At 34.9% G+C, this 25,462-nt stretch carries 20 protein-coding genes and 2 tRNA genes; 4 read left to right on the top strand and 18 right to left on the bottom strand.

Features of this window, described 5'->3' with window-relative positions; translation table 11 throughout:
* Positions 1 to 8: 8 nt before the first annotated feature.
* From HND39_13570 to HND39_13505, 14 genes are all read right to left on the bottom strand, one after another.
* The gene (locus HND39_13570) at positions 9 to 1,364 is read right to left on the bottom strand and encodes an FAD-dependent oxidoreductase (GenBank protein ID QKJ97231.1); all 1,356 of its coding nucleotides are present in this window, start codon (positions 1,362 to 1,364) and stop codon (positions 9 to 11) included.
* Positions 1,365 to 2,690, bottom strand: coding sequence for a ribosome biogenesis GTPase Der (gene der / locus HND39_13565; GenBank protein QKJ97230.1), 1,326 nt, complete (start codon positions 2,688 to 2,690; stop codon positions 1,365 to 1,367).
* Positions 2,691 to 2,756: 66 nt separating this feature from the next.
* Positions 2,757 to 4,547 (bottom strand): T9SS type A sorting domain-containing protein, encoded by a 1,791-nt coding sequence (locus HND39_13560; protein ID QKJ97229.1) that lies wholly within the window; start codon positions 4,545 to 4,547, stop codon positions 2,757 to 2,759.
* 96 nt (positions 4,548 to 4,643) lie between these two features.
* A complete protein-coding gene (locus HND39_13555; GenBank protein ID QKJ97228.1) occupies positions 4,644 to 5,528 on the bottom strand; it encodes a hypothetical protein in 885 nt (294 codons plus the stop codon).
* Positions 5,529 to 5,533: 5 nt separating this feature from the next.
* A complete protein-coding gene (locus tag HND39_13550) occupies positions 5,534 to 8,680 on the bottom strand; it encodes a biopolymer transporter Tol (protein QKJ97227.1) in 3,147 nt (1,048 codons plus the stop codon).
* Positions 8,681 to 8,807: 127 nt separating this feature from the next.
* Positions 8,808 to 11,831 (bottom strand): T9SS type A sorting domain-containing protein, encoded by a 3,024-nt coding sequence (locus HND39_13545; GenBank protein QKJ97226.1) that lies wholly within the window; start codon positions 11,829 to 11,831, stop codon positions 8,808 to 8,810.
* Between the two features lie 9 nt (positions 11,832 to 11,840).
* Entirely contained in the window at positions 11,841 to 12,980 is a 1,140-nt protein-coding gene (porV, locus tag HND39_13540; GenBank protein QKJ97225.1) for a type IX secretion system outer membrane channel protein PorV, read from the bottom strand.
* Between the two features lie 113 nt (positions 12,981 to 13,093).
* Positions 13,094 to 17,065, bottom strand: coding sequence for a type IX secretion system sortase PorU (gene porU / locus HND39_13535; protein ID QKJ97224.1), 3,972 nt, complete (start codon positions 17,063 to 17,065; stop codon positions 13,094 to 13,096).
* Between the two features lie 147 nt (positions 17,066 to 17,212).
* Entirely contained in the window at positions 17,213 to 17,671 is a 459-nt protein-coding gene (locus HND39_13530; GenBank protein QKJ97223.1) for a peroxiredoxin, read from the bottom strand.
* Positions 17,668 to 18,234, bottom strand: a complete 567-nt coding sequence (locus HND39_13525; protein ID QKJ97222.1) for an HDIG domain-containing protein — start codon at positions 18,232 to 18,234, stop codon at positions 17,668 to 17,670. The genes HND39_13530 and HND39_13525 overlap by 4 nt, the downstream gene beginning before the upstream one ends.
* Before the next feature lie 10 nt (positions 18,235 to 18,244).
* Entirely contained in the window at positions 18,245 to 18,916 is a 672-nt protein-coding gene (gene nth, locus HND39_13520) for an endonuclease III (protein ID QKJ97221.1), read from the bottom strand.
* Positions 18,894 to 19,229: a (2Fe-2S) ferredoxin domain-containing protein gene (locus HND39_13515; protein QKJ98005.1), complete on the bottom strand. Its 336-nt coding sequence runs from the start codon at positions 19,227 to 19,229 to the stop codon at positions 18,894 to 18,896. Before HND39_13515 ends, nth begins: the two co-directional genes overlap by 23 nt.
* 103 nt (positions 19,230 to 19,332) lie before the next feature.
* Positions 19,333 to 19,406: transfer RNA gene (locus HND39_13510), tRNA-Glu, on the bottom strand.
* Between the two features lie 101 nt (positions 19,407 to 19,507).
* Positions 19,508 to 19,581 (bottom strand) — tRNA-Gln (locus HND39_13505).
* 175 nt (positions 19,582 to 19,756) lie between these two features.
* Between HND39_13505 and HND39_13500 the strand changes: the two genes are divergently transcribed.
* From HND39_13500 to HND39_13485, 4 genes are read left to right on the top strand one after another with little or no spacing between them, the layout of a single operon-like run.
* On the top strand, positions 19,757 to 20,602 hold the full coding sequence (locus tag HND39_13500) for a hypothetical protein (protein QKJ97220.1): 846 nt from the start codon (positions 19,757 to 19,759) through the stop codon (positions 20,600 to 20,602).
* Between the two features lie 60 nt (positions 20,603 to 20,662).
* A complete protein-coding gene (locus tag HND39_13495; protein ID QKJ97219.1) occupies positions 20,663 to 21,121 on the top strand; it encodes a DUF2085 domain-containing protein in 459 nt (152 codons plus the stop codon).
* Positions 21,114 to 21,617: a hypothetical protein gene (locus HND39_13490; protein QKJ97218.1), complete on the top strand. Its 504-nt coding sequence runs from the start codon at positions 21,114 to 21,116 to the stop codon at positions 21,615 to 21,617. The genes HND39_13495 and HND39_13490 overlap by 8 nt, the downstream gene beginning before the upstream one ends.
* A gap of 1 nt (position 21,618) precedes the next feature.
* Positions 21,619 to 21,912, top strand: a complete 294-nt coding sequence (locus HND39_13485; GenBank protein QKJ97217.1) for a hypothetical protein — start codon at positions 21,619 to 21,621, stop codon at positions 21,910 to 21,912.
* Here HND39_13485 and HND39_13480 read toward each other — a convergent pair.
* The 4 genes from HND39_13480 to HND39_13465 are packed head-to-tail and all read right to left on the bottom strand — an operon-like array spanning position 21,887 to position 25,402.
* Complete coding sequence (locus tag HND39_13480; protein QKJ97216.1) at positions 21,887 to 22,585, bottom strand: hypothetical protein; 699 nt, start codon at positions 22,583 to 22,585, stop codon at positions 21,887 to 21,889. The genes HND39_13485 and HND39_13480 overlap by 26 nt on opposite strands.
* An 11-nt stretch (positions 22,586 to 22,596) precedes the next feature.
* Positions 22,597 to 23,001: a biopolymer transporter ExbD gene (locus HND39_13475; GenBank protein QKJ97215.1), complete on the bottom strand. Its 405-nt coding sequence runs from the start codon at positions 22,999 to 23,001 to the stop codon at positions 22,597 to 22,599.
* Positions 23,002 to 23,009: 8 nt separating this feature from the next.
* A complete protein-coding gene (locus tag HND39_13470) occupies positions 23,010 to 23,666 on the bottom strand; it encodes a MotA/TolQ/ExbB proton channel family protein (protein ID QKJ97214.1) in 657 nt (218 codons plus the stop codon).
* Between the two features lie 23 nt (positions 23,667 to 23,689).
* Positions 23,690 to 25,402: an SPOR domain-containing protein gene (locus HND39_13465; protein QKJ97213.1), complete on the bottom strand. Its 1,713-nt coding sequence runs from the start codon at positions 25,400 to 25,402 to the stop codon at positions 23,690 to 23,692.
* Positions 25,403 to 25,462 lie beyond the last annotated feature (60 nt).

The following is a 25,462-nucleotide window of genomic DNA, read 5'->3' as shown; positions in this document are numbered from 1 at the left end:
TAACCTATTTATAATTGAGTAAATTTTTTACCGAGTAAACTTAGAATATTTACAAACGGAGAAAGCGGTGGTGTATAATTATAATTAATTTTTGAAAGAATAGATGCCGGAGCCTTCAATTTTATTAATGCCGATATCAGGTCAGCATAACCAGAAACTTCCCTGCCACCAAAAAATGATGCACCTAAAATTCGTTTATTCTGTTTATCAACAACCAATTTACCAATTACAAATTCACTTTCGGGCATAACATCAACCAGGTTTTTCGTTTTAATAAAAGAAGTTTCAAACTCGAATCCGGATTTGGTCGCTTCACCTGAAGTTAATCCAACCTGAACAAAATATTTATTAAATATTTTCACACTAATATTATTAATGATTGGATCATACTTTACATTTCCACCTGCAGCATTCTCTCCTGCAATACGACCCAAACTATAAGCATGAGTTGCGAGTGGAATATAATCCGGTTTATCAGTAACTGCATTTAAAACTTCAACATTATCACCAGCAGCAAAAATAAAACGGTCCGATGTTTTTAAATATTGATCAACTTTGATTGCTCCGGACTTTCCTATTTCAAGTTTTACAGATTGTGTTAAAAAATTCTCCGGCTCAAAACCGATAGTCATCAAAACCAAATCTGTTTCAATGAACTTTTCACCAATTCGTACTGCTACAAGCTTATCTTCAGTAATAACCGGTTCGATCTCTTCAATATTACTAAAGAATTCAACTCTGTTCTGAGTCAATATATTTTGGATTTCATCACTAAACTCTTTATCTGCAATCGGAAATGGTTTTGCTTCTTTTTCGAAAATTTTAAGTTTGATATTTCGTTTTACTAAAGCTTCTGTTGCTTCCAAACCAATAAATCCTGAACCGATAATTGCAGCTTTTCCAACTTTATTTAGTCTGATATATTCATCTAATCTTCTCAAATCATTTACATTTTTGAGATTAAAAATATTTTTTATATGCGTATCAAAGTCGGGTAATGTTTTGGCTTTTGAACCTGTGCAGAGTATAAGCTTATCATAATCCTGTTTGATTATTTTATTTTCAATTAAGTCTTTTACGATGATTATTTTCTTTTTAGTATCAATTTCTTCGACAAAATGTTTTATAAATACTTTAACATTTTTTTCTCTCTGAAATGTTGAAGGGTTGAAGTAGATAATTTTATTAATATTTTCTATTTCACCAGACAGCACATAAGGCATTTCACAAGTTCCTGTCGAAATGAATTCATTTCCTTCGTACAAAATTACTTCAGCGTTTGGATTGAATCGTTTTGCTTTTGCAGCGGCAGCAGGACCAGCAGCATTTCCACCAACAACAATTATTTTTACAGGTCGTTTCATTTATTCCTGCGTTGATGATTTTGATTTAAAGCTAAGTGTCATCGGAACTCCTTTAAATCCCCAACGACTTCGAATCAACTTTTCGAGGAAGCGTTTGTAATTATCTCCGACGTGTTTTGGATAGTTGCAAAAGAATGCAAAGATGGGATAATGCTCACCAATCTGGGTAATGTATTTTATTTTAACTTCTTTACCCGATGGTGTTGTGTGAGGCGGTGATTTTTCAATTTCAGACAGAAGAAATTCATTCAGTGCTTTAGTAGCTATTTTCTTTTTCCGTTCTCCGCTAACCTGCTTACTGAGCTCAATAAGTTTAAAGATTCTTTGTTTCGTAAGTGCAGAGATAAAAATTATTTCCGCATAATCGATAGCACCCATTTTTTGATGAAGTAATTTTTCGTACATCGCTGAAGTGTTGGAATCTTTTTCAACAAGATCCCATTTATTTATTGCAATGATCAATCCTTTCCTCCAGCGAACAACTTCATCAATAATTTTTTGATCCTGCTTTTCTAAACCAATTACTGAATCGATCATTACAACTGCAACATCACACTCACCAATAGCTTTTAATGTTCTTATATTAGAATAAAATTCAATACTTTCCTGAACTTTTTTCTTTTTACGAAGTCCTGCTGTATCAATCAAAACTATTTCTTCACCGTAATATTTCAGGATCGTATCAATACTATCGCGGGTTGTTCCGGGAATATCTGTCACTATACTTCTTTCTTCGCCAAGTAGTGAATTTACGAGTGATGATTTTCCGACGTTTGGTCTTCCGACAATTGCAATTTTAAGTCTTGGATCTTCTTCAGGTTTTTCCTGTTCAGAAAAGCCATCGGTTACATCTTCAAGTAAATCACCAAGATTTCTTCCGCTTAACGCGGATACCGGATAAATTTTCTTGACACCGAGTTTATAAAATTCTGATGCAGCAGCATCAAAGCCCGGTGCATCTGCTTTATTAACAAGCAAAAAAAACTCACGACCGGAAGTGCGAAGCATTGTCATTATTTCTTTATCGGTTGGAAGGATACCGTCGCGAACATCAACAACAAATATAATACTATCAGCTTCACTAATTGCAATTTCAACCTGTTCACGGATTGCAGTTTCAAAAACGTCTTCACTTTCAGGCACATAACCACCAGTATCAATTACCTGGAATTTTTTACCAGCCCAATCCGCTTCTCCATAAATTCTGTCTCGAGTAACACCACTTACATTGTCAACAATCGCATCTCTTTTTCCAACAAGTCTGTTGAAGAGTGTAGATTTTCCGACGTTCGGTCTTCCGACTATTACAACTAAAGGTGTTTTCATATATTCTAGTTAATAAAAAAGTCCCGAGAAACTCGGGACTTAAATATAAATATTTGGGACGGAAGATTACTTCAACAATATCATCTTCTTTGTGTCAATATAATTCCCTGCCTGCAAACGATAGAAATATACACCGCTTGGTAATGTAGAATTTACAATGAATAATTTTGAATGAGAACCGGTGTTCTGAAATTCATCATCAATTAATGTTGCGACTTCCTCACCAAGTGAGTTGAATATTTTAAGTGAAACATTTACTGCATCAGGTAATTGATATTTGATTGTAGTGCCTGGATTGAATGGATTCGGATAATTTTGCATCAACTCAAATCCATCTACAGTTACCAACTCATCCGGGTTAATATCCGTACTTATTGGTTCATATCTTACTATAAAATTTCCACCAAATCCCGACGGTAAATGAAGTACACGATTGACCGGGTCATAATCAGTATATACTTGTCCATCAAGTAAAATTTCAGAAATTTTCAATGCATCATTATTAATAGCAATCGGAGTTAAATTAATATCTCTATCGGTTGTTAACGAATAAAATTTGTAGTGAAGTATTGACGGTTGAAAATGATAAAGAAGTTTTCCATACAGATAAGTGTAATATCCGGTTTCAATCGAATGATAGCCAGCTTTACCGGAATTTCCTTTTGCTTCATTCCAAGCAAAACCGCCGCGGCGTTTCCTGTTCTCATAAACCTCACCGTTCTGATGGTCAACAAAAAATTGCATAAAAAAGTTTATGGTTTCATCTGCCATTTGGAGATACCAGTTTTCACCGGTTTGATTATACATTTGTAATCCTGCAACAACAGCTTGTTCCATTTGCCACCATGCTTTTGCAGAATCCTGCAATCCCCAAAGCAGCATTTCACCGGTGATACGATTAAAATCTTTATATGGTCCGCCATATTCGTGGTCATAACCATTTTGCCATACATCGTTGATCATATATTCAGCAGCACTCATATTGCTTGTATCAGGAAATAATTGATTGATTCTTGCGAGACACCATCCGGCTTTTAAAACGTGACCCATAATTGTCATTGTTGCGCTATTATCCCAGTTCCAGTCAGAATCGAACTCCTCTACAAATCCAATAGCCTGCTGTGGCATACTTGCAGCAAATCTGATTTTTATTTCTTCAGCAATTTCAAGAAGTCTTTCTTTGTAACTTTCTTCTTCTGTCATCAAGTACAGATATAGAAGATGTGTTGTAATTGCATCGACAGTTGCATTGAAACTTTTATTCCAGGCTGTTGAGTTTGTATAATTCGTTTGATCAAAATAGCCTTCAAGACCAGGTCTTTCGTCCCAATAAAAATTTTCAAGATGCTGATAACCTTTCATCAACCAGCTCCAGGCGGTTGTGTCTCCTGTTGCTTCGTAATAAGCAGCAATTCCAAGTAGAGCATAATGCTGATAAAAAGCAGTTTTGTTTGCAGTTTGATTAATTGGATTTCCATTTACATCAAGTTCCTGAAACCATCCTCCATACGTTTCATCCCAGGCGCGAAGATACATCCAGTCCAATGCAATCTTTGCGTAATGAAGATAAGTTGTATCACCTGTCAGCATATATGCACGAGTCATTCCATACGCATTGCGTGACTGAGTGAGCATATTTTTATTCGTACCCCACTGTGTAATTACATTTCCAAATTTATCTATGTTTGTGAAGAATCCACCAATTGAATTATCCCACGTTTGAATCCAGAAATTGGCACAACTATCTGTGTAACCAATCGCCAGATCAGGATTAATCAGATAAGGTGAAGTAGGATTATATTGTGCAAATGTTATTGTGTTAAGTATTAAAGTAAGAGTTAGTAAATATTTTTTCATAGGTCATAATAAAATTTTGTTACGCAAAAGTAATGATTTAAAATATGAAGGGCGAGTCAATGACCCGCCCTTCGTAAATTTTTCATTTAATTAAATTTAAAAACTAAACTTCATGTTCAATGTAGGTATGAGTTCAGTTCCAGTTGCTGTATTGATTGGTTCAACTCTAAAGTTTACAGCCAAATTATTATTAAATCTCGTCGCACCCCATACAGCTTCGGCAGCACTCAAGAGATGATTGATGTAAATTCCAATAACTGCAGTTGATGAGGTATTGTAATAATCGTTTGCCTGCCCACGCAAACCTGAGTAGTAATCAAAATTTGGAGAAATCTGGGAATTATTTGCTCCACCTGTGTAATCATTCCAACCGCCGGCATATTGATGATACTTTCCAATCATTTCGTAGTACTGCTGCTCTCCGTGAGGTGGAAGATTATGTGAACCTGTTTCTGCGGCATTTAACTCAGCCCAGTTTATTCGTTCCCATGGCGGAAGATTCGGATCATTACTAATTATAATTCTGTTCAACAATTCCGGGTCATTGTTATATTCAAATTCAACAAGCCATTCAGCATAGCGCACGACACTCCAGTTGTGATCTGGATTATTATAATCATCGGCATAATTTTCGAAAAATTCAGTTTGATCATCGCCTTTATTATCATAAGTAATTGCAGTTGTAATTAAAGCTGCTTCAACTGCAACAAATATTCCTGCAATCCACCAGTCTTCATTGTAAACTTGTCCGGCACCCGGAATTATCGCAGACAATACACCAGAAAGCACGGGAGATTTTTTTGACGGGAGATCATCCGCCATCGGGTTTCTGTTTAATTCGATATAGTTACTTGAAATAATTTTCGAATCTGCAAACAAGCTGCCTGTCAATTCAATTTTATTGTCCGGGTTTTCCTGTCCAAACACAAAAGCTGAAATCATAAGAAATAGAAAAAGTAAAAATATTTTTGTCGTTTTCATCGTGGTTACCTTAAACGATTTGGATTTGTAAAAGCTGTTTTCGAATTAACAATATCAAACCCGAAAAGAATTCCACCATAAAATCTCCATTCTTTGCCATAAGTTGCAACACCCTGTTCAACGACCTTATCAAATTTATCAAAGCCATAAGAAGCATTAAAGAAAATAGCAGTCGGGAAAAGATAATAAGAGTTCATATCGAGTCTGATCTCAGCACCGGCGCCTTTTTTAAAATCAGAAAATGATGTGAAGTTTCCAGTCCACGCATTTCCATAATCAAAGTGGAATGAGAGAAATATTTTATCAAAATAGAGGAAGCTCAATTTATAATCAATATTTCGCCATAACGGGAAGCGATAAGTGAAATTAACCCAGGCAATTTCATTTCCGCTTATTGAGTAAAAAGGATAAGCTTTCATTCCTATCAAACCGCCGAGATAAAAATCAAAAAAGTCAGGAACAGCAGGACCGAGAATTGTTCCACCAACCAGACGTGTTGTAAGTGTGTGATCTCCCCAAAGTTGTGAATAAAGACTTCCGTCAAACAAAATGCGATGGAAATTATAATCATTGTAACTTGGTACAAGTAATCCATCTTCAATTACATATTCACCTTCATCATTAAACTCATTCCATTCATAATCATAAATTATATCCAGTGACATTCCAACAGGATTGATATCAGTATCACGTGTAGGTTTAAGTGCTTCAAAATTATAACTTACTCTGAAATCTCTCCCAATGAAATAAGTATCATCTGAAGTTGGGTATAGAATTGGTTCACCGTCAGTTGGAATTATGAAGCTAGCTAGTGTTGCAGTGTAACGACTGAAAATAAATCTGAGCTCAAGATCGTTATAACGATTAATTATCTGATGTCTTGCAGCAAAATCAAATTCAAGCAGATTGTAAGTAACTTCAGTCGGAATTATCTGATCGTAGGAAACATTTCCATTCACGGTATCGGCACCGAACAGAACATCCACATCAGATTTTCTGCTGACACTGTAAAGTTCTGCGGAAAGTTCCGGTCTTAATCCAATAAGACTTAATAATGGAAGTTTATTTTTATATTCAAAGATGAAGAACAAATCACGTTCCCACACTGCATTTATATCTGCACCTGCAAAGATTGAGTAACGGTTCAGCATATCATTTGACGCAACATAAACGCCGGGTTTTATTCTCTGCCAGAAACTGTTTTCAGTGTTGTAATTATCAAATCTGATATATGGGAAGAAGCTTAATGTTGAAAATGCGCCGCTGTATTTTGTTTCCACATACTCAGGTGTTTCATAATCATTAAAGTTCTTTAAGGAGTCAACATTAAACTTTCCTATATCGCCATTTGGTTTTGATAAATCGAGCGGAGGATTTTTTCTCCATACATAAGAGTTACCTTCCACAACATCTATTTGCTCATCATTATCAATTAAGAAAATTTTATATCCTGAAGAAGTATAGCCTGCATAAGTGATTTTGCCATTTTCATCAATAGCTGGCATAAAAGCGCCGCCAAGAACATTCGTCAACTGTTTCTTTTCTTTAGTTGAACCATTTAATGAATAGATATTAAAGATACCGGTTTCGTCGGATGCATAAATAATATTTCCATTCTTATCGAATGTTGGATTCCTTTCATCTTTATTCGTCTGGATGACGAATTCAAAATCGCTGCCATCAACATCTACTTTTGCAATGTCCCTTGTCTGATGATATGAATAATCAAATATGATAAATGAATCATCATTTGAAAATTTCGGATTATAAACTTGCTCACCATTACTAAATTCAGTAAGAGCTTTGAAGTTTTTACCATCTATATCAATAATTCCAAGATTGGTAGTTCCGTCTTTCTGAAATAAAAATGTAATTTTCTTACCATCACCTGAAACATCCGGCTGGTTTGCACGAAGGTTTTCCGTTAACCTTGTTTCCTCATCTTCATCAACATCATAAATAAAAATATCGTGAACATTGTACCAGTTTGGATTGTCTTCTGTAATCCTTGAGTAAAGAATTTTATTTGTACCGGGAATCCAACTGTAAGTTGAACGGACTCCCACTACTAAACTTTTTTCTGTCTTTGTTTCCAAATCATATTCATAAATTGAAGAAGGACTGAAATAATCAGATGACTTGTTTGATATGTAGTAAATCTTTTTTCCATCTTTGCTGAATGTCGGATAAAAGTTCCCGAATCCTTTATCAGCAATCATCTCTCCTTCAACTAAGTTTGTTCTGATTTTCTCAACCCGCTGTGAGTAATCTTTTTCAAGAAAACTTTTCCACTCGTTATAAATTTCATTTCCATTTTTACCAAGAACGTCTTCAAAAGCTGCATCAATTGTAAAGTTACCGAGCTTGCCGAGCTTTTCCGATATTTCTCTTAACTTATCTTCACCATACTGCTGGGCAATGTATCGTGTCAGTGCAAAACCTGAATTGTAAACTGATTCGTTGCCAAGACTTGTTTTACCGAATACACCCATTTCGTTCCAGGTCAGCATATTTCCATCGAGAACATAGCTGCGTAAAATCATATCGCGGTGAGAATCCCAGTTATCATAATCAAATTCCTGCCGCATATATTGTGCAGTTCCTTCAGCGAACCAGGCAGGTACATTCACTGAAGCAATTGGATAAGAAATTACATAGTTCGGATAGCCGTAAAGAATGTCTGGTCTTCTTTCTTCCTGATAATTTAATAATTGAAGAAAGACCGCAGGGACTGAACGTGAAAGTTTCATCGCTGATTGTATCTGAACAAGATGTGTGAATTCGTGTGATATTACATTACGAAGCCAGTTGTGAGTTCCGCGAAGATCAAAATCAAGTGCGCTTGTCCAGATTTCAATTTTATTATCGAAAAAATATGTTGCACCGTTTGAGTAGTCATCAAGATCTTTAATCACATAATGCACTTTATCAGGTTCGTAATCGTACAAAGAGCAAATCGGATCCCAGACTTCATCCGCAATCTTGGCTACGACTTTTGCCGTTCGTTCTGCTCCGTTGTGATAGTGGACTTCAACATGTTTGCCTTTGATTGTAAACCAATCGAGTTCAGGATGAAATTCTGTGAACTGGGCGAATGTTCCACCAAGAGTAAATAAGCTGATTAAAAAAGTTAATATTAAAAATTGTTTCATTTGATTTGAAAGATTGGATAGTCATTCATTGTCATTAATAGTCATTTGTTGTCAATTCAATATTTTACATTCTAAACTTTCAAACAAAGAATGACAGCGAAGCAAATGACAACTAAATGACGCAATGTTATTTTACGACCGCTATCTTTATAACTGCTTCTTCTGTTTTCCCGCAATCACACGCTGCTTCAATTCTTGCGAGGTAAACTCCGCTTTGAATATCTCCAACATTCCAAACAGTTTCGTTATCCATTCCACCTTGAGCATCATCATTCAGTTCTGCGACAAAGTCTCCTGCAAGATCGAAAATCTTTATGTTAATCTTTGAATCTTCAGAAACATAGTAACGGATGTTTGTTGTTCCTTCATAAACCGGATTTGGATAATTATATGCTCTGCTTGATGGAAAGAATTCATTTATCCTGTTAGTGTTCTCCGCTGCATCCACGAATGATGTATTTTGTGGATTGCCATATTCTTCTGACCAGTAAAGCTTGCCTTCAACAGAACTGATTGACCATGCTGAAAGAACATTCTGATCATTTAAAACTAAAAGATTAGTTTTACCATTTGCATTATATAAAACAGGAGTTACTGAAACACTGCCACCACACGATATAGGAAATCCCGGAACAACCTTACCTGTTCCACCATCTATTGCAAATATTCTTCCATCTTTAGTTACAGAAATAATTTCTGATTTGCTGTCACCTTCAAAATCTGCTGTAAGCGGAGTTCCAACAAAGCCAATTCCTTCGGGATCAGTGAAAGGAAAGTTATCTGCAATTGCACCAGTTAAATTATAAACTTCAATATTATTTACATTATTAAGAGCGATATAGTTTGTGCCGTCCTGCTTTAGATCAGTAAGTGCAAATGAATGGATTGTATCAGAACCCGGGATGGAAAATTCCGCAACAGCGGCTCCGGACTCAATTGTATAAAATTTATTACCTGTTACCAGAACTATGGATGAATTGATTCCTGATTGGTTTTTTGTCGTCGCAATTCTAAATGGTAATTCTGATGTAAATGAATAGGTATATCCTTGATTATCATAAAACAGAGTAAGAGATGATGGTGGGCTACTTACTAATTTTGATTCGGTGATAAAAGCGAAATAATCACCAGATGCTGAAATTTGCTTAATGATATTCGTTGTGTCAATTTTAAATGAATCGATCAAATTAGGATTGCCAGCAGCTTCATCATAAAACAATATTTTACCATTGCCCGTACCAATTGTTAAACGTCCAACTCCTTGTCCATCAATAAAAACTAATGAAGGTGAGGTTATTAATTCCTGAATATCCTTAACCAGCAATTCAAACGTACCTGAAATTGAAGTTCGAATATTTAACAAATTTTTATTCACACCATAAGAACGTTGAATATTGTTTTTGACGTTACCGGACATTTTAAATTCAGAGAACGCACTTACTTCGCTTGTAGTTAAACTCTCATCAATTACTTTCAGATCAGAATTAACTAAAGCATAGTAATTAGTTAACCCAAAATCATCAGTCAAAACTGATAATCCATTTGCTTCCCCATCAGTCATTAAATCAAGTGTAAATAAAGGCTTCACGACAGAATCGCCAAACTCAATTCTGAAACTCATCCGATTATCAATTTCAGAAAAATCTTTAATTGTAATTAAACTGTTTGCACCGGTGTTTGTTAAAGTGTTTGGTCTGGTATCTTTTGCAAAACGGTTTTGAAATAATTCAGAAGGATTATCTTCAAACCAGAAGTCATCTTCTGTTCCTTCACCGATAACTTCATCTCCGAAAATTGTATAAAATCTCTCACCGATATCCTGAACACCATCAGCCTCTTCAACATCAACTCCACGTCTGTTTTTATCTGTGTTGACTTTATTCTCAGCAATTTTTTCGTTAATCACATTCTCATCAATATGCCAGATGACAATTCCGTTTCCGGGAACCGCCCAGTCAAACTCATCAACATCAATTATAACTCCTGAGAGTGAATCAACATCAAAGCTGCGGTAACCTGTTGTGTCATTAGGAAAAGATTTGTTGCGGAATACATCACCGATCACATAACTAATTATTGATCCGTTGTCGTTTGCGTCACGAATACGATTTTCAATTAAATAATATTCAGAAGAGTTTAGAGGAACTTTAAGAATGACTGTATCACTAATTGAAGAAGCAAGATTTGTAACGAGACTAACATCAGCATTTTGAATTTCCATAGTTACCGGTTCAATCCAGCCCATTCTTATTTTTTCCCAAGGAGATGGTTCGGGAGGATATGTTCCAAGAAAAGCAAAAATGCTTTGTCCATCCATCAACCCAAATCTACCTATTGCGCTTAAACCGGTTTCAGTATCAAATAAATCCGGTAAACCGAAATGACTTCCAATGCTTGCACAAATCAAACCATTAATTGTAATTTCAAAAAGAAATGTCCCGCTGATTGTTTGAAGTTCCCTGCTTTCAGTTTCAGGAATAATCATGCTGTTTTTAATATTGAAATTACCGTTTGAAACCGGAATACCTTCAAATTCATTTCCATAAATTTCTTTAAAAGCATTTTCGCTCAAATACAAAGATGGAAGATCTCTTTCATTTCCAATACTTCCGGGAAGCGAAATATCTCTTCCAACACCTGCGTGAAAAATCAGAAACACATCGTATTCACTAAAATTAAATCCGGGATAGATTTGATCAGCTTTCGTCCACGCCTCAACTGCAAAATTTGCGATGTTTGTAAAATCATCGGAACCGGGAGCTGGTGAATAATTCCGCATTCGATCAGTAACAGAAAAAGTATCTGTCAGGACTTCGTATTGTATGTTCAGTTTTCCTTTAGAAACTTTTTCAAAATAATTTTTTGCAAAAAGGAGATGCGATTCAAAATATTTTTTATCGTGTGGAAGTGGATCGAGAATATCGCTACCATAATTCTGTGAGTATATACTGCCGAACTTTCCATTACCAGAAGTTGTTCCATCAGCATCTTGCTGGAAACTAACCATAATGGCAAGAATCTTTAATGTATCATCTGCTGTAACAATATTCTGACTTGCTGCGGGAAAAGGATTGATCTTTCCAACAAAAGATTGGGCAGATAACCTGCCCAATTCAAATATTACGAGAAGAGAGAGAAGTAAATATTTCATAAGAAAATTTTAGATGCCCCTTGGAAATCCTCTCTGTGGTTCCGGAGCTGCTCCCCAGCCAATTAAAATCGTAAATCTTAATGTTCCATCCAGTGGATGGTTTTCTTCAATTGAACTTATGTAGCTGAAATCAAATCCATAAATATCATATCTTAAACCCGCGCCAAATGTCATAAACTTTCTGTTTCCATGTGCAGGGTCTTCATAGAAGAAACCGCTTCTTAATGCAAATAGAAAATCACCCGGCGTTCCATACCAATATTCTAATCCCATTGATGTAACAACGTCTTTTATCTCTTCACTCATCGTATTATCACCCCAGGAAGTAATTATTCCAGTGTAAAATTCCTCTGATGATGTTGAATCTCTGCTGACAAGTAATTTGCTGAAATCAAGAGTATAGACTAAGGAATTAAATTCATCTCTTAACAATTGGAATGCGAATCCCAATCTGAAGTTAGTTGGAATTGGATCAGATTGTTTAGCATCAATGTATGTTATCTTTGGACCAAGATTGCTCAGGTTAGCACCAATACTCAATCGGTTTTCAAGTTCCCATCCGAAAATATTCAAATACTCCGGACGCCACATTCCAGCAACGTCGAAACTAACAGATGTTGCAACACCGCTGCCTTCTTCCTCACCGGTCGGCTGATCAGAAAGCCTGCTGTGGATTATTCTGAAATTAAAACCAATACCCCAATCACTTCCAAGCTTGGTAGCGTATCCAAGTGTAAGTGCTGCGTCGTATGCACTGAAAGTTCCAACTGGTTCAGGTCCACCTTCAAGAGTTCTGACGAATTCACCAAAATTCATATAAGTAACACTTGCAGTTACATTACCACTCAATTCTTCCAGATAGGTTCTGAAAGTCAGGTAATCATAAAACAAATCCAGATTAAACTGAGGCAGCCAGTTACTGTGCGTAATTGATACTTCTGTACCAGACAGAAATGCAACGCCTGCCGGGTTCCAAAATATTGCGGCTGAGTTATCGGCTAAACCTGTTCCTGATTCACCAAGCGCACCAAATCTTGAATCAGGTGATAAAAGTAAAAATGGAACGGCAGCTTCACCCTGTGCAAAACTTTTTTGCGGAACAGCCAGCATAGCAAGCCCAATCATCAGGAAAGGCACTAATACCTTCATTTTGTTTTTCCTCCAAGAAATTATTTGTTCGTCTGTATTTAACATTATCGTTCCTCTTAAGGTTTGAAATATATAAAAATTATTTCGATTAAAAATACTTAAATATTGCACACTTATTTGATAACCGCCAGCTTACCAAGGACACTCTGGGTGAACTCTCCGTCAACAGTTTTTACAATCAGCTTATATAAATATGTTCCATTACCAAGCTGGTCTCCATCATCATCCCTGCCATCCCAATCAACTTTAACAAATTTTTGATCTATATTTTTTTCTTCAACTTGTTTTATCAATCTGCCAGCAATTGTGTAAACATTTATCTTCACATCAACCGGCTGGGTAAGATTATGCTGAAAAGTAAAAGTCGTATTTGAAGAAAATGGATTTGGATAATTATACACATCGCGAATAACCAAATCATTTGAAGAAACAACTGTAAAAAAGCCTTCTTCATTTGAAAAATTATTAAACACGTCCCATGCTTTTACTTCAATCGTATAATCACCGTCAGACATTTTATTAAATTGATAATTTATTTCACCTTGTTTACCACCGGCATCAAGTTCGCCAATGAAGTAATCCGTAAAATCAATCGGATTTCCTTCGTCTTCGTTCAAAATGCCTTCCAGTTTGTGCCCAACTCCCGTGCCAGTAGTATTTAAGCCAGTCTCATCAGAAAGCTTAACAATCAGGTTTGGATCGGAATCAACAAGGTAAGAACTTACATAATTTGCGTTATCAAAGAATATTTCGATTTCAGGACCATCACCATCGTTAACCGTTGTTGAATCAGTTCCGCCGACAATAATTTTATTTGTAAATGCTAAACCATCTGATTCAGGGTCAAAGAAATAAAAAATAATTTTACCTTTCTTATTTTCGTATGAAATATCTTTCGGTACCACAAACTCTGTTTCAAAAGTACCATTAGTAACGGATACTCTTCCACGAAAAATAACGCCGCCTTGTACCAGCATTGAATAGTTAATTTCTTCAAGATATTTGGTTCTTTCGGAATCAAATACTGTCAGAAGTCCTTCACCATTATACTCAGTCCATTTGGATCCATCCGGTTTAAGGATTGTTCCTGCAATTTTTGTATTACTAAGTGCTCTGATCTGTACATCAGAAATTAACGGCTGCCCATTAATTGAATCAATATTACCTGAATATTGAGGAACATTTAATCTTAGCGTTGGATCTCCGAGCAAGTGAAATTTCTGAGAATTGACAGTATTATAAATTTGTTTAGTTTTAAATACAGAAATACCGAGAGGAACACTAAGATTCATAGTGTCTCTTTGAAGATTAAGCAAATTTTTCATCAGCTCGTAATTCAAATCATGGTTCTGTCCTGAAAAAACTAACCTTGTAGAATTAAATGTAGCAATTGATCCTGCATTTTTAAGAAATAGTATTTCTTCAGCACCACTTTGAAAATTTGGAATATCATAATAACCAAAGTCACAAGTAGCAGCGCAAAGGAAAAAATATTTATCATTTGTAAGCTGAGGAATTATTACTGATCTTTCAAGAATGTATTCGTGCGCCCAAACATCAGGATTTCCATGACCAATATAATTAATCAACAAAGTTCCCTGATTCATAATTTTTAATATGTCAGCATTAGCCAGCGGTTTTCTTCTTCCATTGCCTGTGATTACAACAGGGTAATCTGCGACGTAAATCTTCTTTAAATCGAAAGACGGTGGTATATAAATATTTGCAAGTGTTTCTGATGGACGTGTATGTTCATATCCTTCATATGCGGTAGATGTATATCCATCATCAGCAACTAAAGTAATCAGATTACGCCATACTCCACGTTCAGTATTCGTTTCGTAGTGAATGATTTTATCTATGTAGGTGTTTGCTTCATTCACGTTTCTGACGGTTAACCGACCAAATGCAATATCGGGTTTTGTATCTTCTCCGTCAATCCTTGCAAAGAAATCGTCAGTACAGTATGAGTCTTTACCATAAATCATCTGTAATGATTCCTCAGTCTCCCAGGGCACTACATAGTTATCGCCAAACCCTTCAACATTTTTATAATCATATGTGCCTTTTCCCATTAATAAAAAATATTCTGGTTTGATTTGCCAGTTTTCATAAGCATATTTTATAAAATCTCTGACAGCCGAAACATCCTGCAACCCGCCTGAGAATTCGTTGTAGATTTGTTCAATATCAACCACGATAGTAGAAATTGGAATTTTGGATTCATTCTCACGATACGTTTTAAGCCTATTCGCAGCATCCAGAAAATTTTTGTGAGAGATAATAATGAATTTCGCACCATCAGTAATCCCAATTAAATTTGAATTCGCCTCAGAAGAAGGATTAACCGGGTCCAAATAGTTATCATTACCAACTGCTATATATTTTCTGATCGCGTCAGCATTTTCAGCTACTTGAAATCTGAAATCTCCACCGCTTGGAAAGCCAGGTTTTGGGCTAACTTCAGCAACGTTACTAAAATCTGTCACATCAAATAACTTAATATTAGAGGATGGAAACCCACTTAAATAATATTCAACAACAGCAGTTGAATCTTTCGAAAAAAATATCAGATTATTACTGACCGGCTTCAGTTCTTTCTCATACGTGATTTCAAAATAGTCCAGGTAACCAATTGACGTAACAGAGGAAGAATTTAACGTAAACCGAAGAACACTTCGATTATCAGGAAGTTGCCCGTTAAAAGTTGCACTTCTGACATGTGCAATTCCAACAGTATATCCTGTTGTATAACCCGGTAAATTTCCGGAAAAAATATTGTTTGAGTTTTCTTCCAAAGTAAGATTAAATGCCGAAGTTGTTGCATTTATAAATCTGAATGTATAGTTAATTGGATTTGAAGCAAGCCTGTAATCCAATTTATTCATATAAGTTCTGGTTGAAATTGATTGCGAAAAATCATCGCCCATAAATTGTCTGCCGGATTTGGCTAAATTTATTTTATCAACTTCATAATCCGCAAAAGCTACAGTGGAAGTTTGGATTACATCCTGTGAAGTGTTAAGACTTGTTTTATTCTGAATCCGTTTTCCATTCACTCCACCTGCAGTTATCCAAAAATAATTTTTATCAGAGAACTGATGATTATACCTTACAATTGTGCTGCTAACGGAATCATAATCTCTGAACTTTGTTCCTCTTCCATAAAATAAAATATAGTCACTGTCATCAAAATTTCCATCATTCTCTCCAACTACAACTATTGCATTTTCGATTAAATCAATAGTGCGAGGTGTGGTTACTTTTTCGGAGAGTACTTTTCCACCGTTATTATAGATTTTAATAGTACGCGGATCAATTGTTGAAACATTAAAACCAAATGATTGCAATCTTGATTTGTCAATTCTGTAAATTCCTTCAGTTGGTGCTTCAAACTTTACCCATTGACCTGTTGAAAGAACACTGTTATTTACCTTTGACAAATTTTTATTTTGTTTGATCCAATATTTTGCAGCATCGTAATTGATAACAGAATATTTCAGGATTTCATCTTCAGTCTTCTTACCGTTTGTCTGACCATTTCCATAATTAATTTGAATTACTATTTTTGAATATAACCGGATTGAACTACTGTTAACATCAAATTTAACAGGTAGAAATCTTATGGTCTGAACTTGCAGTCCCCGTGCAATTCCAAAATCTCCGAACGAAGCAATTTCAGGGAAATCAGAATAATTATAGTATTCAGGTGAAACTTCGTATTTGACTACATCAAGAAAGTTATCTTTTTCATAAGTAGCTGCTGGTAAAATTTTTCCACTTATAATTTTGTAAACTGAATTGAGAACCTGAATTGAATTACCAAATTCAGATGGTACACCAATTATTAATCTTCTCTCTGGTATTGCGGGAGTTCCAGGATTCGCAGATTCATCATAATATCCGAAAGCTAAATTTGTATTCCTGAATTCCACATTGTTAATTCTGGTAAGCGATGTATCTAAAAAGTGTGGAGTGTATTCAATGATGATCGAACTTTGATTTGAAGAAATAATTCTGATGTCCTGCTGCGGAAATAATACAGAAGTGAACAACAAAAGAGTTATGAAGATTTTGCTTATCATTGTTAAGTAATCGAAAATTACTCTGTGAATACTTTTTAAGATATTATTTATTTAATCTGACATTCCTTAAGAATATCAATAATGTAGCAAAACCCTGATAAAACTCCTTTGATTTGAACGAAATTTAGTTAACTAATGGATTACCAGTCAAGTCATTTCTTTACTGTAAAATAGCTTTACTTTTTTCAGTATTTCCTCTGAATTAAGGTAAGCAAATGGAAATGTTGATTCAACCCAAACAATATTTTTGTTATTATCGATTAAAACAATCATCCTTTTATTCATATTAAAAAGATTCAATGCACCATATAACTTGCTAATTTTTTTATCGACATCAGCCAGCAGAGGAAATTTAAGTTTCAGTTTTTCAGAGAACAATAAATGTGATTCAACTGAGTCTATGTTGATACCAATTATGTTTATTCCGATTTTCAAAAAATCATCTAAGTTTTTATTGTAATCTCCTAATTGAGTTGAGCAAACCGGAGTATCATCTTTTGGGTAAAATGCCAGTAATATTTTTTTATCAAGATGAGCATATAATTCGAAATCATTTCCTCTCTCATCTTTTAAAATAAAATTAGGTGCAATTTCTCCTGCTCTCATAAACCAAGTATTTCTTTTTTATTTTTCATAGAATTAATACAAAACTGAATATGGTCTTCTAAAGAAATTTCAAGTTCCTGAGCACCTTTGATAATATCATCCCTATTAACCGTTCGGGCAAATGCCTTGTCTTTCATTTTTTTCAACACTGACTTGACTTCAACCTCATCAATTGTTCTCGATGGACGCACATAAGTTACCGCTGTAATAAAACCTGCGAGCTCATCACAGGCAAATAATACTTTTTCGAGTTGAGAAGTTCTCTTTACTCCTGTATAATCTGCATGAGACATGATTGCAATCCTGAATTGATCTGAAAATCCTCTCTCTTTCAATATTTCGTTTCCTTTGAAAGGATGTCCATCCTCCGTTGGATACATTTCATAATCAAAATCGTGCAGCAAAGCTACATTCCCCCAGTAGTCAACATCCTGATTTAATTTTTGAGCATAAGCACGGACACACGTTTCAACTGCGAGTGCATGCTTGATTAAACTTTCACTTTTTGTGAACTCATTAAGAATTTGAAAACAAATATTTCTGTCTCTTTCAATATCAGTCATAAAAATTCCTTCATAATTTTTTGTTTTCAGGATCATAACTGGGACAGAGATCGCCAATTATGCACTCAGTACATTTTGGTCTTCTTGCAATACAAATTTTTCTTCCATGACTCATCAAATAATGTCCTAAACTTATCCATTCCCGAGACGGAAAAATTTCTTTTAATCTTTCCTCAATCTTTTCCGGATTGTCAGAATCAACAAAACCCATCAGATTGGATAATCTTTTAACATGGGTGTCAACAGCAATAGCTGGAATTCCAAATGCATTTCCGGCAACAACAGATGCAGTTTTTCTTCCAACTCCGGGAAGTGAACAAAGTGATTCGAAATCAGCCGGAACTTTGCTATCAAAAATTTCAATTAACATTTTACAACAATTTTTTATGCTTTTAGCTTTTTGATGATAAAAACCTGTTGAAAAAATATCTTTCCCAAGTTCTTCGTTTGAGACTAATAGATAGTCTTCTGGTTTTCTATATGTTTTGAAAAGTGTTTTTGTAACAAGATTTACTCTTGCATCGGTACATTGCGCAGAAAGGATTGTAGAAATTAAAAGTTGAAATGGAGTTTCAAACTCCAGGGCAATTTTTACAAGAGGGTATTCTTTCTTTAATCTTTTAAGAATTTCGGAAGACTGCTGCGAATCAACTTTTAACTTATGTTTTGTTAAACTTCGCATCTTTTATTTTTAATCGCTCCACCGGATTGTTTTTTAATATATGTTCCTGAATAATAGTTTCCACATCATCAACTAAAACTTTACCATACCAAATTTGTTCTGGATAAACAACAACAGTAACTCCATGCTCGCAGGCATCCAGACAACCGGCTGCATTGGCTCGGATTTCAGTACTGAGCCCCAGTTCTTTCAAACGCTTTTTAAATAAATCCCTGACCGCCAGACTGTTCTTGTCGGCACAACATCCTTTAGGATGACCTTCAGGTCTTTTATTCTCACAAATAAAAATGTGTTTTTCAAATCGTTTCATAATTATTACTATTTCCTTAAAAAGTAATTGGGCAAAATACACATCTATTTTTTTCAAAGTAAAAACTAATGGAATTTTGTCAGATGTTATAAAGGATAGAAAGAAGTAGCGCGTGCGGGATTCGAACCCGCGATCTCCGCCTTGAGAGGGCGGCGTCCTAAGCCACTAGACGAACGCGCCGATCTAATTAACAATTAAAAATGAAAAATTTACAATTAAAAAATACGAAACCAATTAAATTTTAATTGTAAATTGTTAATTATACATTATTCATTACTAAGCTGTCCCGCTAGGACTCGAACCTAGACTCTTCTGATCCAGAGTCAGACGTGTTAACCAGTTACACCACGGGACAAAATTTGATTTGTAAATATAGATATGTGTGGTTCCATTTACAACGTAATGCCACAGCAATTTCAAAGACAAATACTTTTTTCCACCAGGTTTAGTTTAATCAATCAGGTGTAAATAAATTTTTTTTAACTCTATTATTCACTAATATTATCACATAAAAATCTATTTTATTTTAAATGAAATTACATATTACATTACTAATTCTGTTATCCGTTGCGGTTTCTTTTCCTCAACAATATCAATTTGAAAGAAGCATCGGGAAATTCGTTAACGCGTCTTCATTCTATATTAATTCCGCAGGATTTATTTACGTATCTGATATAGCAACAGATGAAATTACCGCATTGGATACTGTTGGAAACATACTCAAAAAAATTGGAGGATATGGATGGAGGGAAAGTGCTTTCGATAATCCTGCTGATATTTTTGCTGATGCTTTGAAAGTTTATGTGGCGGATAAAAACAATAACCGCATTCAAAGATTTGATAAGAACTTAAATTTTAACTTTCAAATTTATACTCGTGAAAGTGAAAATGAACAGGAACGTTTTGGATACCCGCTAAGTGCAGTAATGTCAAATCTGGGAGATATATTTATTCTTGATTCTGAAAATTCAAGAATAGTTAAGTTTGATATCTTCGGAAATTTTCTTCAAAATTTTGGCGGTTATGATTATGGAAATTTCGCTCTCGAGAAACCGATTCAACTGGCAGTCTCGATGCAAAATAATATTTTTGTAATTGATGGAAGTGAAATTGTTATTTTCGATCAGTATGGTAACGGGGTTGGCAGAACTTCGAGTGCGGAAGAGTTTGAAAGTATCAGGATAATATTTGATTGGCTAACTGTAACAACTAATGAAAAAATTTTTACTGCAAACCTGAGATCACCGGATATTAGGCTTAACGAAATAATTCTTTCAGGAATTGATGACAAATTAGATTTAGTCTCCGCATTGATTTTTAATAATAAGCTCTACGTTCTGACAAATAAAGAGATAGTAATTTTTTCACGAATGTGAGTCTCTGACTTGAATCTTCAGCTATTTAATAAATCTCCGCAGACTTATCAGGTTTCCAAAATGAATTTTATTTTTTTATGTATTTCTATTCTTTCATTATTGGGAATATGGATTTATGGATTTTTAACACCAGTGTTGCTTGATATTGATAACTCTTTCCTTCAATTTCTATTTGCAAGAACTTACTCGACAATGTGTCATCAGGATTCAGCAAGATGTATCACGATTGGTAATGAACATTTACTTGTATGTGCAAGATGTGCAGGAATTTATTTTGGGGCATTTATAACTTGTCTGATTAATTTATTCCGGAAACCAATTCATATAGATAAAAAGATATTCATATTTATGTCTCTGCCGATGCTTCTTGATATTATTTCTGTTCTGATGGGATTATATCAATATTCAAAAATTGTTGCATCTCTAACAGGATTAATTTTCGGAAGCTTTCTTCTACTACTTATCATTTCAGAATTAGAAGATTATTTATTCATCAAAAAAGTTTTGAAAAATGAATAAAAAGTTTTTATCAGCATTAATTTGTGGTTTTGGTGCAGCAATACCAACTGCCATTCAGTCGATGCAAGGTGTTGCTTGTTGTTTGCTGGTTCCCTTCGCTTCAGGATTTGCTATTTTCATTTACAAAAAATCTCAGCCAGATTTATTAAAAATTAATACAGGTACCGGAATTTTAATCGGAGTTCTGACTGCAATTGTAGCTGCTTTTTTCGCAAGTAGCTTTGACGTAATTATCACTTACATTACCAAGTCAAGTGAAATTATATCCACATTGCCGCAAGCAGAAAAACTTGTAAAGGATCTGAATTTGGGTACGGCTGCCGATGAATCACTAAAAATACTCCATAAAATTACTGAAGATATACATACTAAAGGATTTTCTTTTTATTATACTTTTCTCATTACTATCACAAATTTTATTACGTATCCGATATCCGGTATTATTGGTGGTATTGTTGGAACTGCAATAATAAATAAACGAAACCAAATATTTTAAAATGATTTCAGCCGTAATTTATTCCGCACATTTTCTTTTCTTACTTCTGATTTTTACATGGAAATGGCAGAATGATGGAACCTCAAGTGCTCTACTGAATGTCAGTCTAATTTTAATTCTCTTTGCTGTAGGGTGGTCGATAACCGGAATGATCGCAAAATTTATTATGGAACCGGAAGGATTAGGAATTTATTATGACAGAGATACTTTTTCTCTGACTCTGTTAACAATCGCAGAGTACATCTTTTATAAATTCTATTACAAAAAACCTACTGCAGCCGGTAAGGAAAAATAATAACTGCTGTTTGTTCAACCTGTTTTTGATGAGAACTAAGCGCTTCGAATCTCCACTGCCTTAGTGAATTGATAGCTGCGTTCTCCAATCTTGTATCTGCTTTCATTTTGGGGATGATAGTTCCCACAGTACCATCAGGCAAAATTGTAAACTGTAATTTTATGTTAACTTCTTTTTTAACTCCTTCAGGATATTGAGGCAGGATAAAACTATAAATTTTTCTTGTACCTTTTCCACCCCAATCAATATCAAATCCAAAATCACCCTGTGCATTACTATTATTTCCTTCCTCACCCAAATTTGAGTTTGAAGTCAGGGTTTCAGTATTCTTTTCTGTTTTCTCTTCTGCAATTTCCTTATCATTATTCGCAGGTTTTATTTCGCTTTCATTTTCTGTATTTATTGCAACAGGCAGATCCACCTCTTTTACTTCAGGATTTTTTTCTTTCGATTGCTCCTTCTCATTTGGTTTAGGCACTTCTTTAATAATACTAATATTATTTCCTTGTGCACCAGATGAACCAGATTGACCTTCTATACCAAATGTTAATTCTACATAATCAGAAGGTGTATAATCAAAAGATAAATTAATAAAAAGAAGAAGCAGAAAACCTATTCCATGAAGCACAAATGAAATAGCATAAGATATCCCAGAACGTTTTTTGGAAGACATAGCAGACCTCCTTAAATATTTTCTTTCTCAGTTTCGATTGTAAATTTTCCAATTCCAACAGATTTTGCGGCATCAATAACTTTTATTACCAGGTCAATCTGTACAGTCTTATCAGCCCTGATTATAAGACTCCCTTCCTCCGCTGCACCTTTCAATTCAAGTAGTTTACCTGACAATAACTCAATTGTTGTTTGATCAGCTCCCGCATACACAACACCTGCAGAAGTTATTGTTACAACTAATTTAGTTGCATCCGAAAGCTCGTTTGTTTTTGAACCAGGTAATTTCACCTTTACACCGGTTTGGATTACGAATTGTGATGACAGCAAGAAAAAAATCAGTAACAACAATACCATATCCGTGAGTGAGGCATACGAGAACACGCTTAATGGTTGATTTGATAATTTAAACTTCATAATTCTACCTACATCTCAACTTCAATTTCATCATCAAATTCATTTACCGCTCTGGTTGAATCCTGCATAGTATCCACTACATCGTTTGCGACAGTTTCCATATCTGACACAAATTTGCTGACTGCACTCAGGAAATAGTTATACGCAACGTACGCAGGAATTCCAACGATTAAACCAAATGCTGTAGTTAATAAAGCTTCCCAAATGCCTCCGGCGAGATCTCCGGGATTAGCAGCACCTGCAAGATCCTCAATCCTCATAAATGCCTGAATCATACCGGTAACAGTACCAAGAAATCCAAGCAAAGGAGCTACTCCCGCTACAGTTGCAAGAACTGATAATCCTTTTTCGAGTTTGCTTACTTCCTGTCTGCCTGCATTTTCAATCGCTTCTTTAACTCGTTCGTGACCCATACCAAATTTTTTCAAACCTTTTCTCACCATATTACCAATTGGAGATTTCTCTCTCAGGCAGTATGATGCAGCTCCACTCATATCTTTACTTTTAATAAATCCTCTTATTCTGACGAGGAAGGCAGGTACATTGATTTTAGCTTTACGAAGGATTAAAAATCTATCGATAGCTACTGCTAATGCTACAACAGAGCAGAACAATATTGCCCACATAACCATTCCGCCCTTTAGAAAGATTTCAATTAAATTCATTTCTCTCCAAATATTTATTTTTATTACTTAATATATTTTTGTTGAAATTGTTTAGCAAATTCTTCCGACGTAAAATCACCTACTATTAACTTGTATTCAGGATTTCTTCCTCTCTCTACTGTCTCTACGATTGCATTATATCCTAATTCGAAATATCTGTCTGCTGCACGATTCACATCTTCTTCAGAATTATATGATGCAACATAAACAACATAAAAGTTTTTATACAGGAATATTCTATTTGACTTTTCCACTTTTGGTTCAGCAACAGTATTCTCTTTCTGCTCCACTGGTGGTGGTGTTTTAATTTCTGTGGTTGTTTTGTTCTCCGCTTCTTTATTTTTATCAGATTTATTTTCTGTTTTTAACTCGGTCGTCGTTTCAGTTATACTTTCAGACTTATTCTTTTCGTTTATGACTGATTCATTTTTAGATTCAGAAAAAAGATTCTGATCATAACCGGAAATATCAACTTTTTCATCTGACTTCGGATAAGGATAAGTTACAGCGTACTCGTAATCGCGTTCGATGACATTGCCAGTTGGAGGAGGTTGAATATCCTGTACGATATTAGTGTGTTCTATTCTTCCTGGTTTTTCTTTTATAACATATAAATAAATTACGATTGCTCCAATTACAACTAATGCCATAATCGAAACTATCGGCAGAAAACTTTTTCTTTCACGATAGATTGAATCACGGTTATTTTTTGTTTTCCTGAACGGAAACTTATCGTTCCCTCCTTTTTTATCTCTATAATTATCAGCCTGATAACGAAATGAATCTGTTTTTGATTTGACTTCCGTAAACTTTTTATCTTCTTTATCTTCAACTGATTCTGAAATAGTACTGACGATATATTTCACTGTGTCAATTTCTTCTTCATCAGATTTAGTTGTAGAAAGATGCGAACTGACGGGTTCAAATTCATTTACTTTATCGTGACTATTATTTTTGTTTACCTGAATTCCTTTTTTCTCAGATTCAATACCCTCAATATTTTTGGAGCCGGGTTGAAGCTGTTTTTCTTTGTCTAAAAATTTTGCTCCATAATTCCATGGAAGAGCTTTTTCCGGATTTTCATTTGCATCTTTTTGAATAACTGTTTTTGTCTCTTCAAAATCCTTTTTAGGAACAATTGATTCCTTTGACTCGACAGGTTTAGGATCACTTTTTGTTTCAGCAATTTTTGAAGCAGATGACTTAGATGTTGATTTATTTTTCTGTCCGGTTTTAATTAAAAAATTCAAATCGAATGTAAGCGGAATTATGAGTTCTTCAACTAATTCGTTGTCAAAATCTTTTCTTAATCCGGCAATAATCACCTCTGCTTTTGTTGCAAAGGATTTTATTAATTGATTTCTCTCTGTATGCGGGGCAAAATCACCTGCGGCAAGGCTTTTCTGAAAATCTTTGTCATCAACCCATAATGTTTTCAGATTTGCAATTTTCAGAAAGTGAATGGAGCTAAGATCACTTTTAATTTTTGCCTCATCTGAAAATATAACCAGTTGGATCAAGTATGATTTCGGAATTGGTGAGTCAGGAGATTTCTCAAGTTGAATACGGCAATTTCTTTTATGGAAGAAACCAAGATCGTAAAAATGAAGTAAGTCTCCGGGTTTGAGTTTATTGCTCAACCTGTTTACAAACACTTCAAAAAAGAATGATGAGGATTCAACCGAAACACCACACTTTTGAGCAACTACTTTTACAAGGTCATCTTTGCTTATCATTTTATTTACCTATCACGTGTATTTTTTTGGTTCAAAATTTCTCACTAATAATTTGAAAAA

The organism is Ignavibacteriota bacterium (assembly GCA_013285405.1).
GTDB lineage: Bacteria > Bacteroidota > Ignavibacteria > Ignavibacteriales > Ignavibacteriaceae > IGN2.
Note: the sequence above shows the minus strand (reverse complement) of the source record. Positions and strands in the feature narration are given on the sequence as shown.

Bases quoted from the DNA above. Each gene is read 5' to 3' on its own strand.
- HND39_13570 (QKJ97231.1), bottom strand. From the start codon at position 1,364: ATGAAACGACCTGTAAAAATAATTGTTGTTGGTGGAAATGCTGCTGGT.
- der (QKJ97230.1), bottom strand. From the start codon at position 2,690: ATGAAAACACCTTTAGTTGTAATAGTCGGAAGACCGAACGTCGGAAAA.
- HND39_13560 (QKJ97229.1), bottom strand. From the start codon at position 4,547: ATGAAAAAATATTTACTAACTCTTACTTTAATACTTAACACAATAACA.
- HND39_13555 (QKJ97228.1), bottom strand. From the start codon at position 5,528: ATGAAAACGACAAAAATATTTTTACTTTTTCTATTTCTTATGATTTCA.
- HND39_13550 (QKJ97227.1), bottom strand. From the start codon at position 8,680: ATGAAACAATTTTTAATATTAACTTTTTTAATCAGCTTATTTACTCTT.
- HND39_13545 (QKJ97226.1), bottom strand. From the start codon at position 11,831: ATGAAATATTTACTTCTCTCTCTTCTCGTAATATTTGAATTGGGCAGG.
- porV (QKJ97225.1), bottom strand. From the start codon at position 12,980: ATGAAGGTATTAGTGCCTTTCCTGATGATTGGGCTTGCTATGCTGGCT.
- porU (QKJ97224.1), bottom strand. From the start codon at position 17,065: ATGATAAGCAAAATCTTCATAACTCTTTTGTTGTTCACTTCTGTATTA.
- HND39_13530 (QKJ97223.1), bottom strand. From the start codon at position 17,671: ATGAGAGCAGGAGAAATTGCACCTAATTTTATTTTAAAAGATGAGAGA.
- HND39_13525 (QKJ97222.1), bottom strand. From the start codon at position 18,234: ATGACTGATATTGAAAGAGACAGAAATATTTGTTTTCAAATTCTTAAT.
- nth (QKJ97221.1), bottom strand. From the start codon at position 18,916: ATGCGAAGTTTAACAAAACATAAGTTAAAAGTTGATTCGCAGCAGTCT.
- HND39_13500 (QKJ97220.1), top strand. From the start codon at position 19,757: ATGAAATTACATATTACATTACTAATTCTGTTATCCGTTGCGGTTTCT.
- HND39_13495 (QKJ97219.1), top strand. From the start codon at position 20,663: ATGAATTTTATTTTTTTATGTATTTCTATTCTTTCATTATTGGGAATA.
- HND39_13490 (QKJ97218.1), top strand. From the start codon at position 21,114: ATGAATAAAAAGTTTTTATCAGCATTAATTTGTGGTTTTGGTGCAGCA.
- HND39_13485 (QKJ97217.1), top strand. From the start codon at position 21,619: ATGATTTCAGCCGTAATTTATTCCGCACATTTTCTTTTCTTACTTCTG.
- HND39_13480 (QKJ97216.1), bottom strand. From the start codon at position 22,585: ATGTCTTCCAAAAAACGTTCTGGGATATCTTATGCTATTTCATTTGTG.
- HND39_13475 (QKJ97215.1), bottom strand. From the start codon at position 23,001: ATGAAGTTTAAATTATCAAATCAACCATTAAGCGTGTTCTCGTATGCC.
- HND39_13470 (QKJ97214.1), bottom strand. From the start codon at position 23,666: ATGAATTTAATTGAAATCTTTCTAAAGGGCGGAATGGTTATGTGGGCA.
- HND39_13465 (QKJ97213.1), bottom strand. From the start codon at position 25,402: ATGATAAGCAAAGATGACCTTGTAAAAGTAGTTGCTCAAAAGTGTGGT.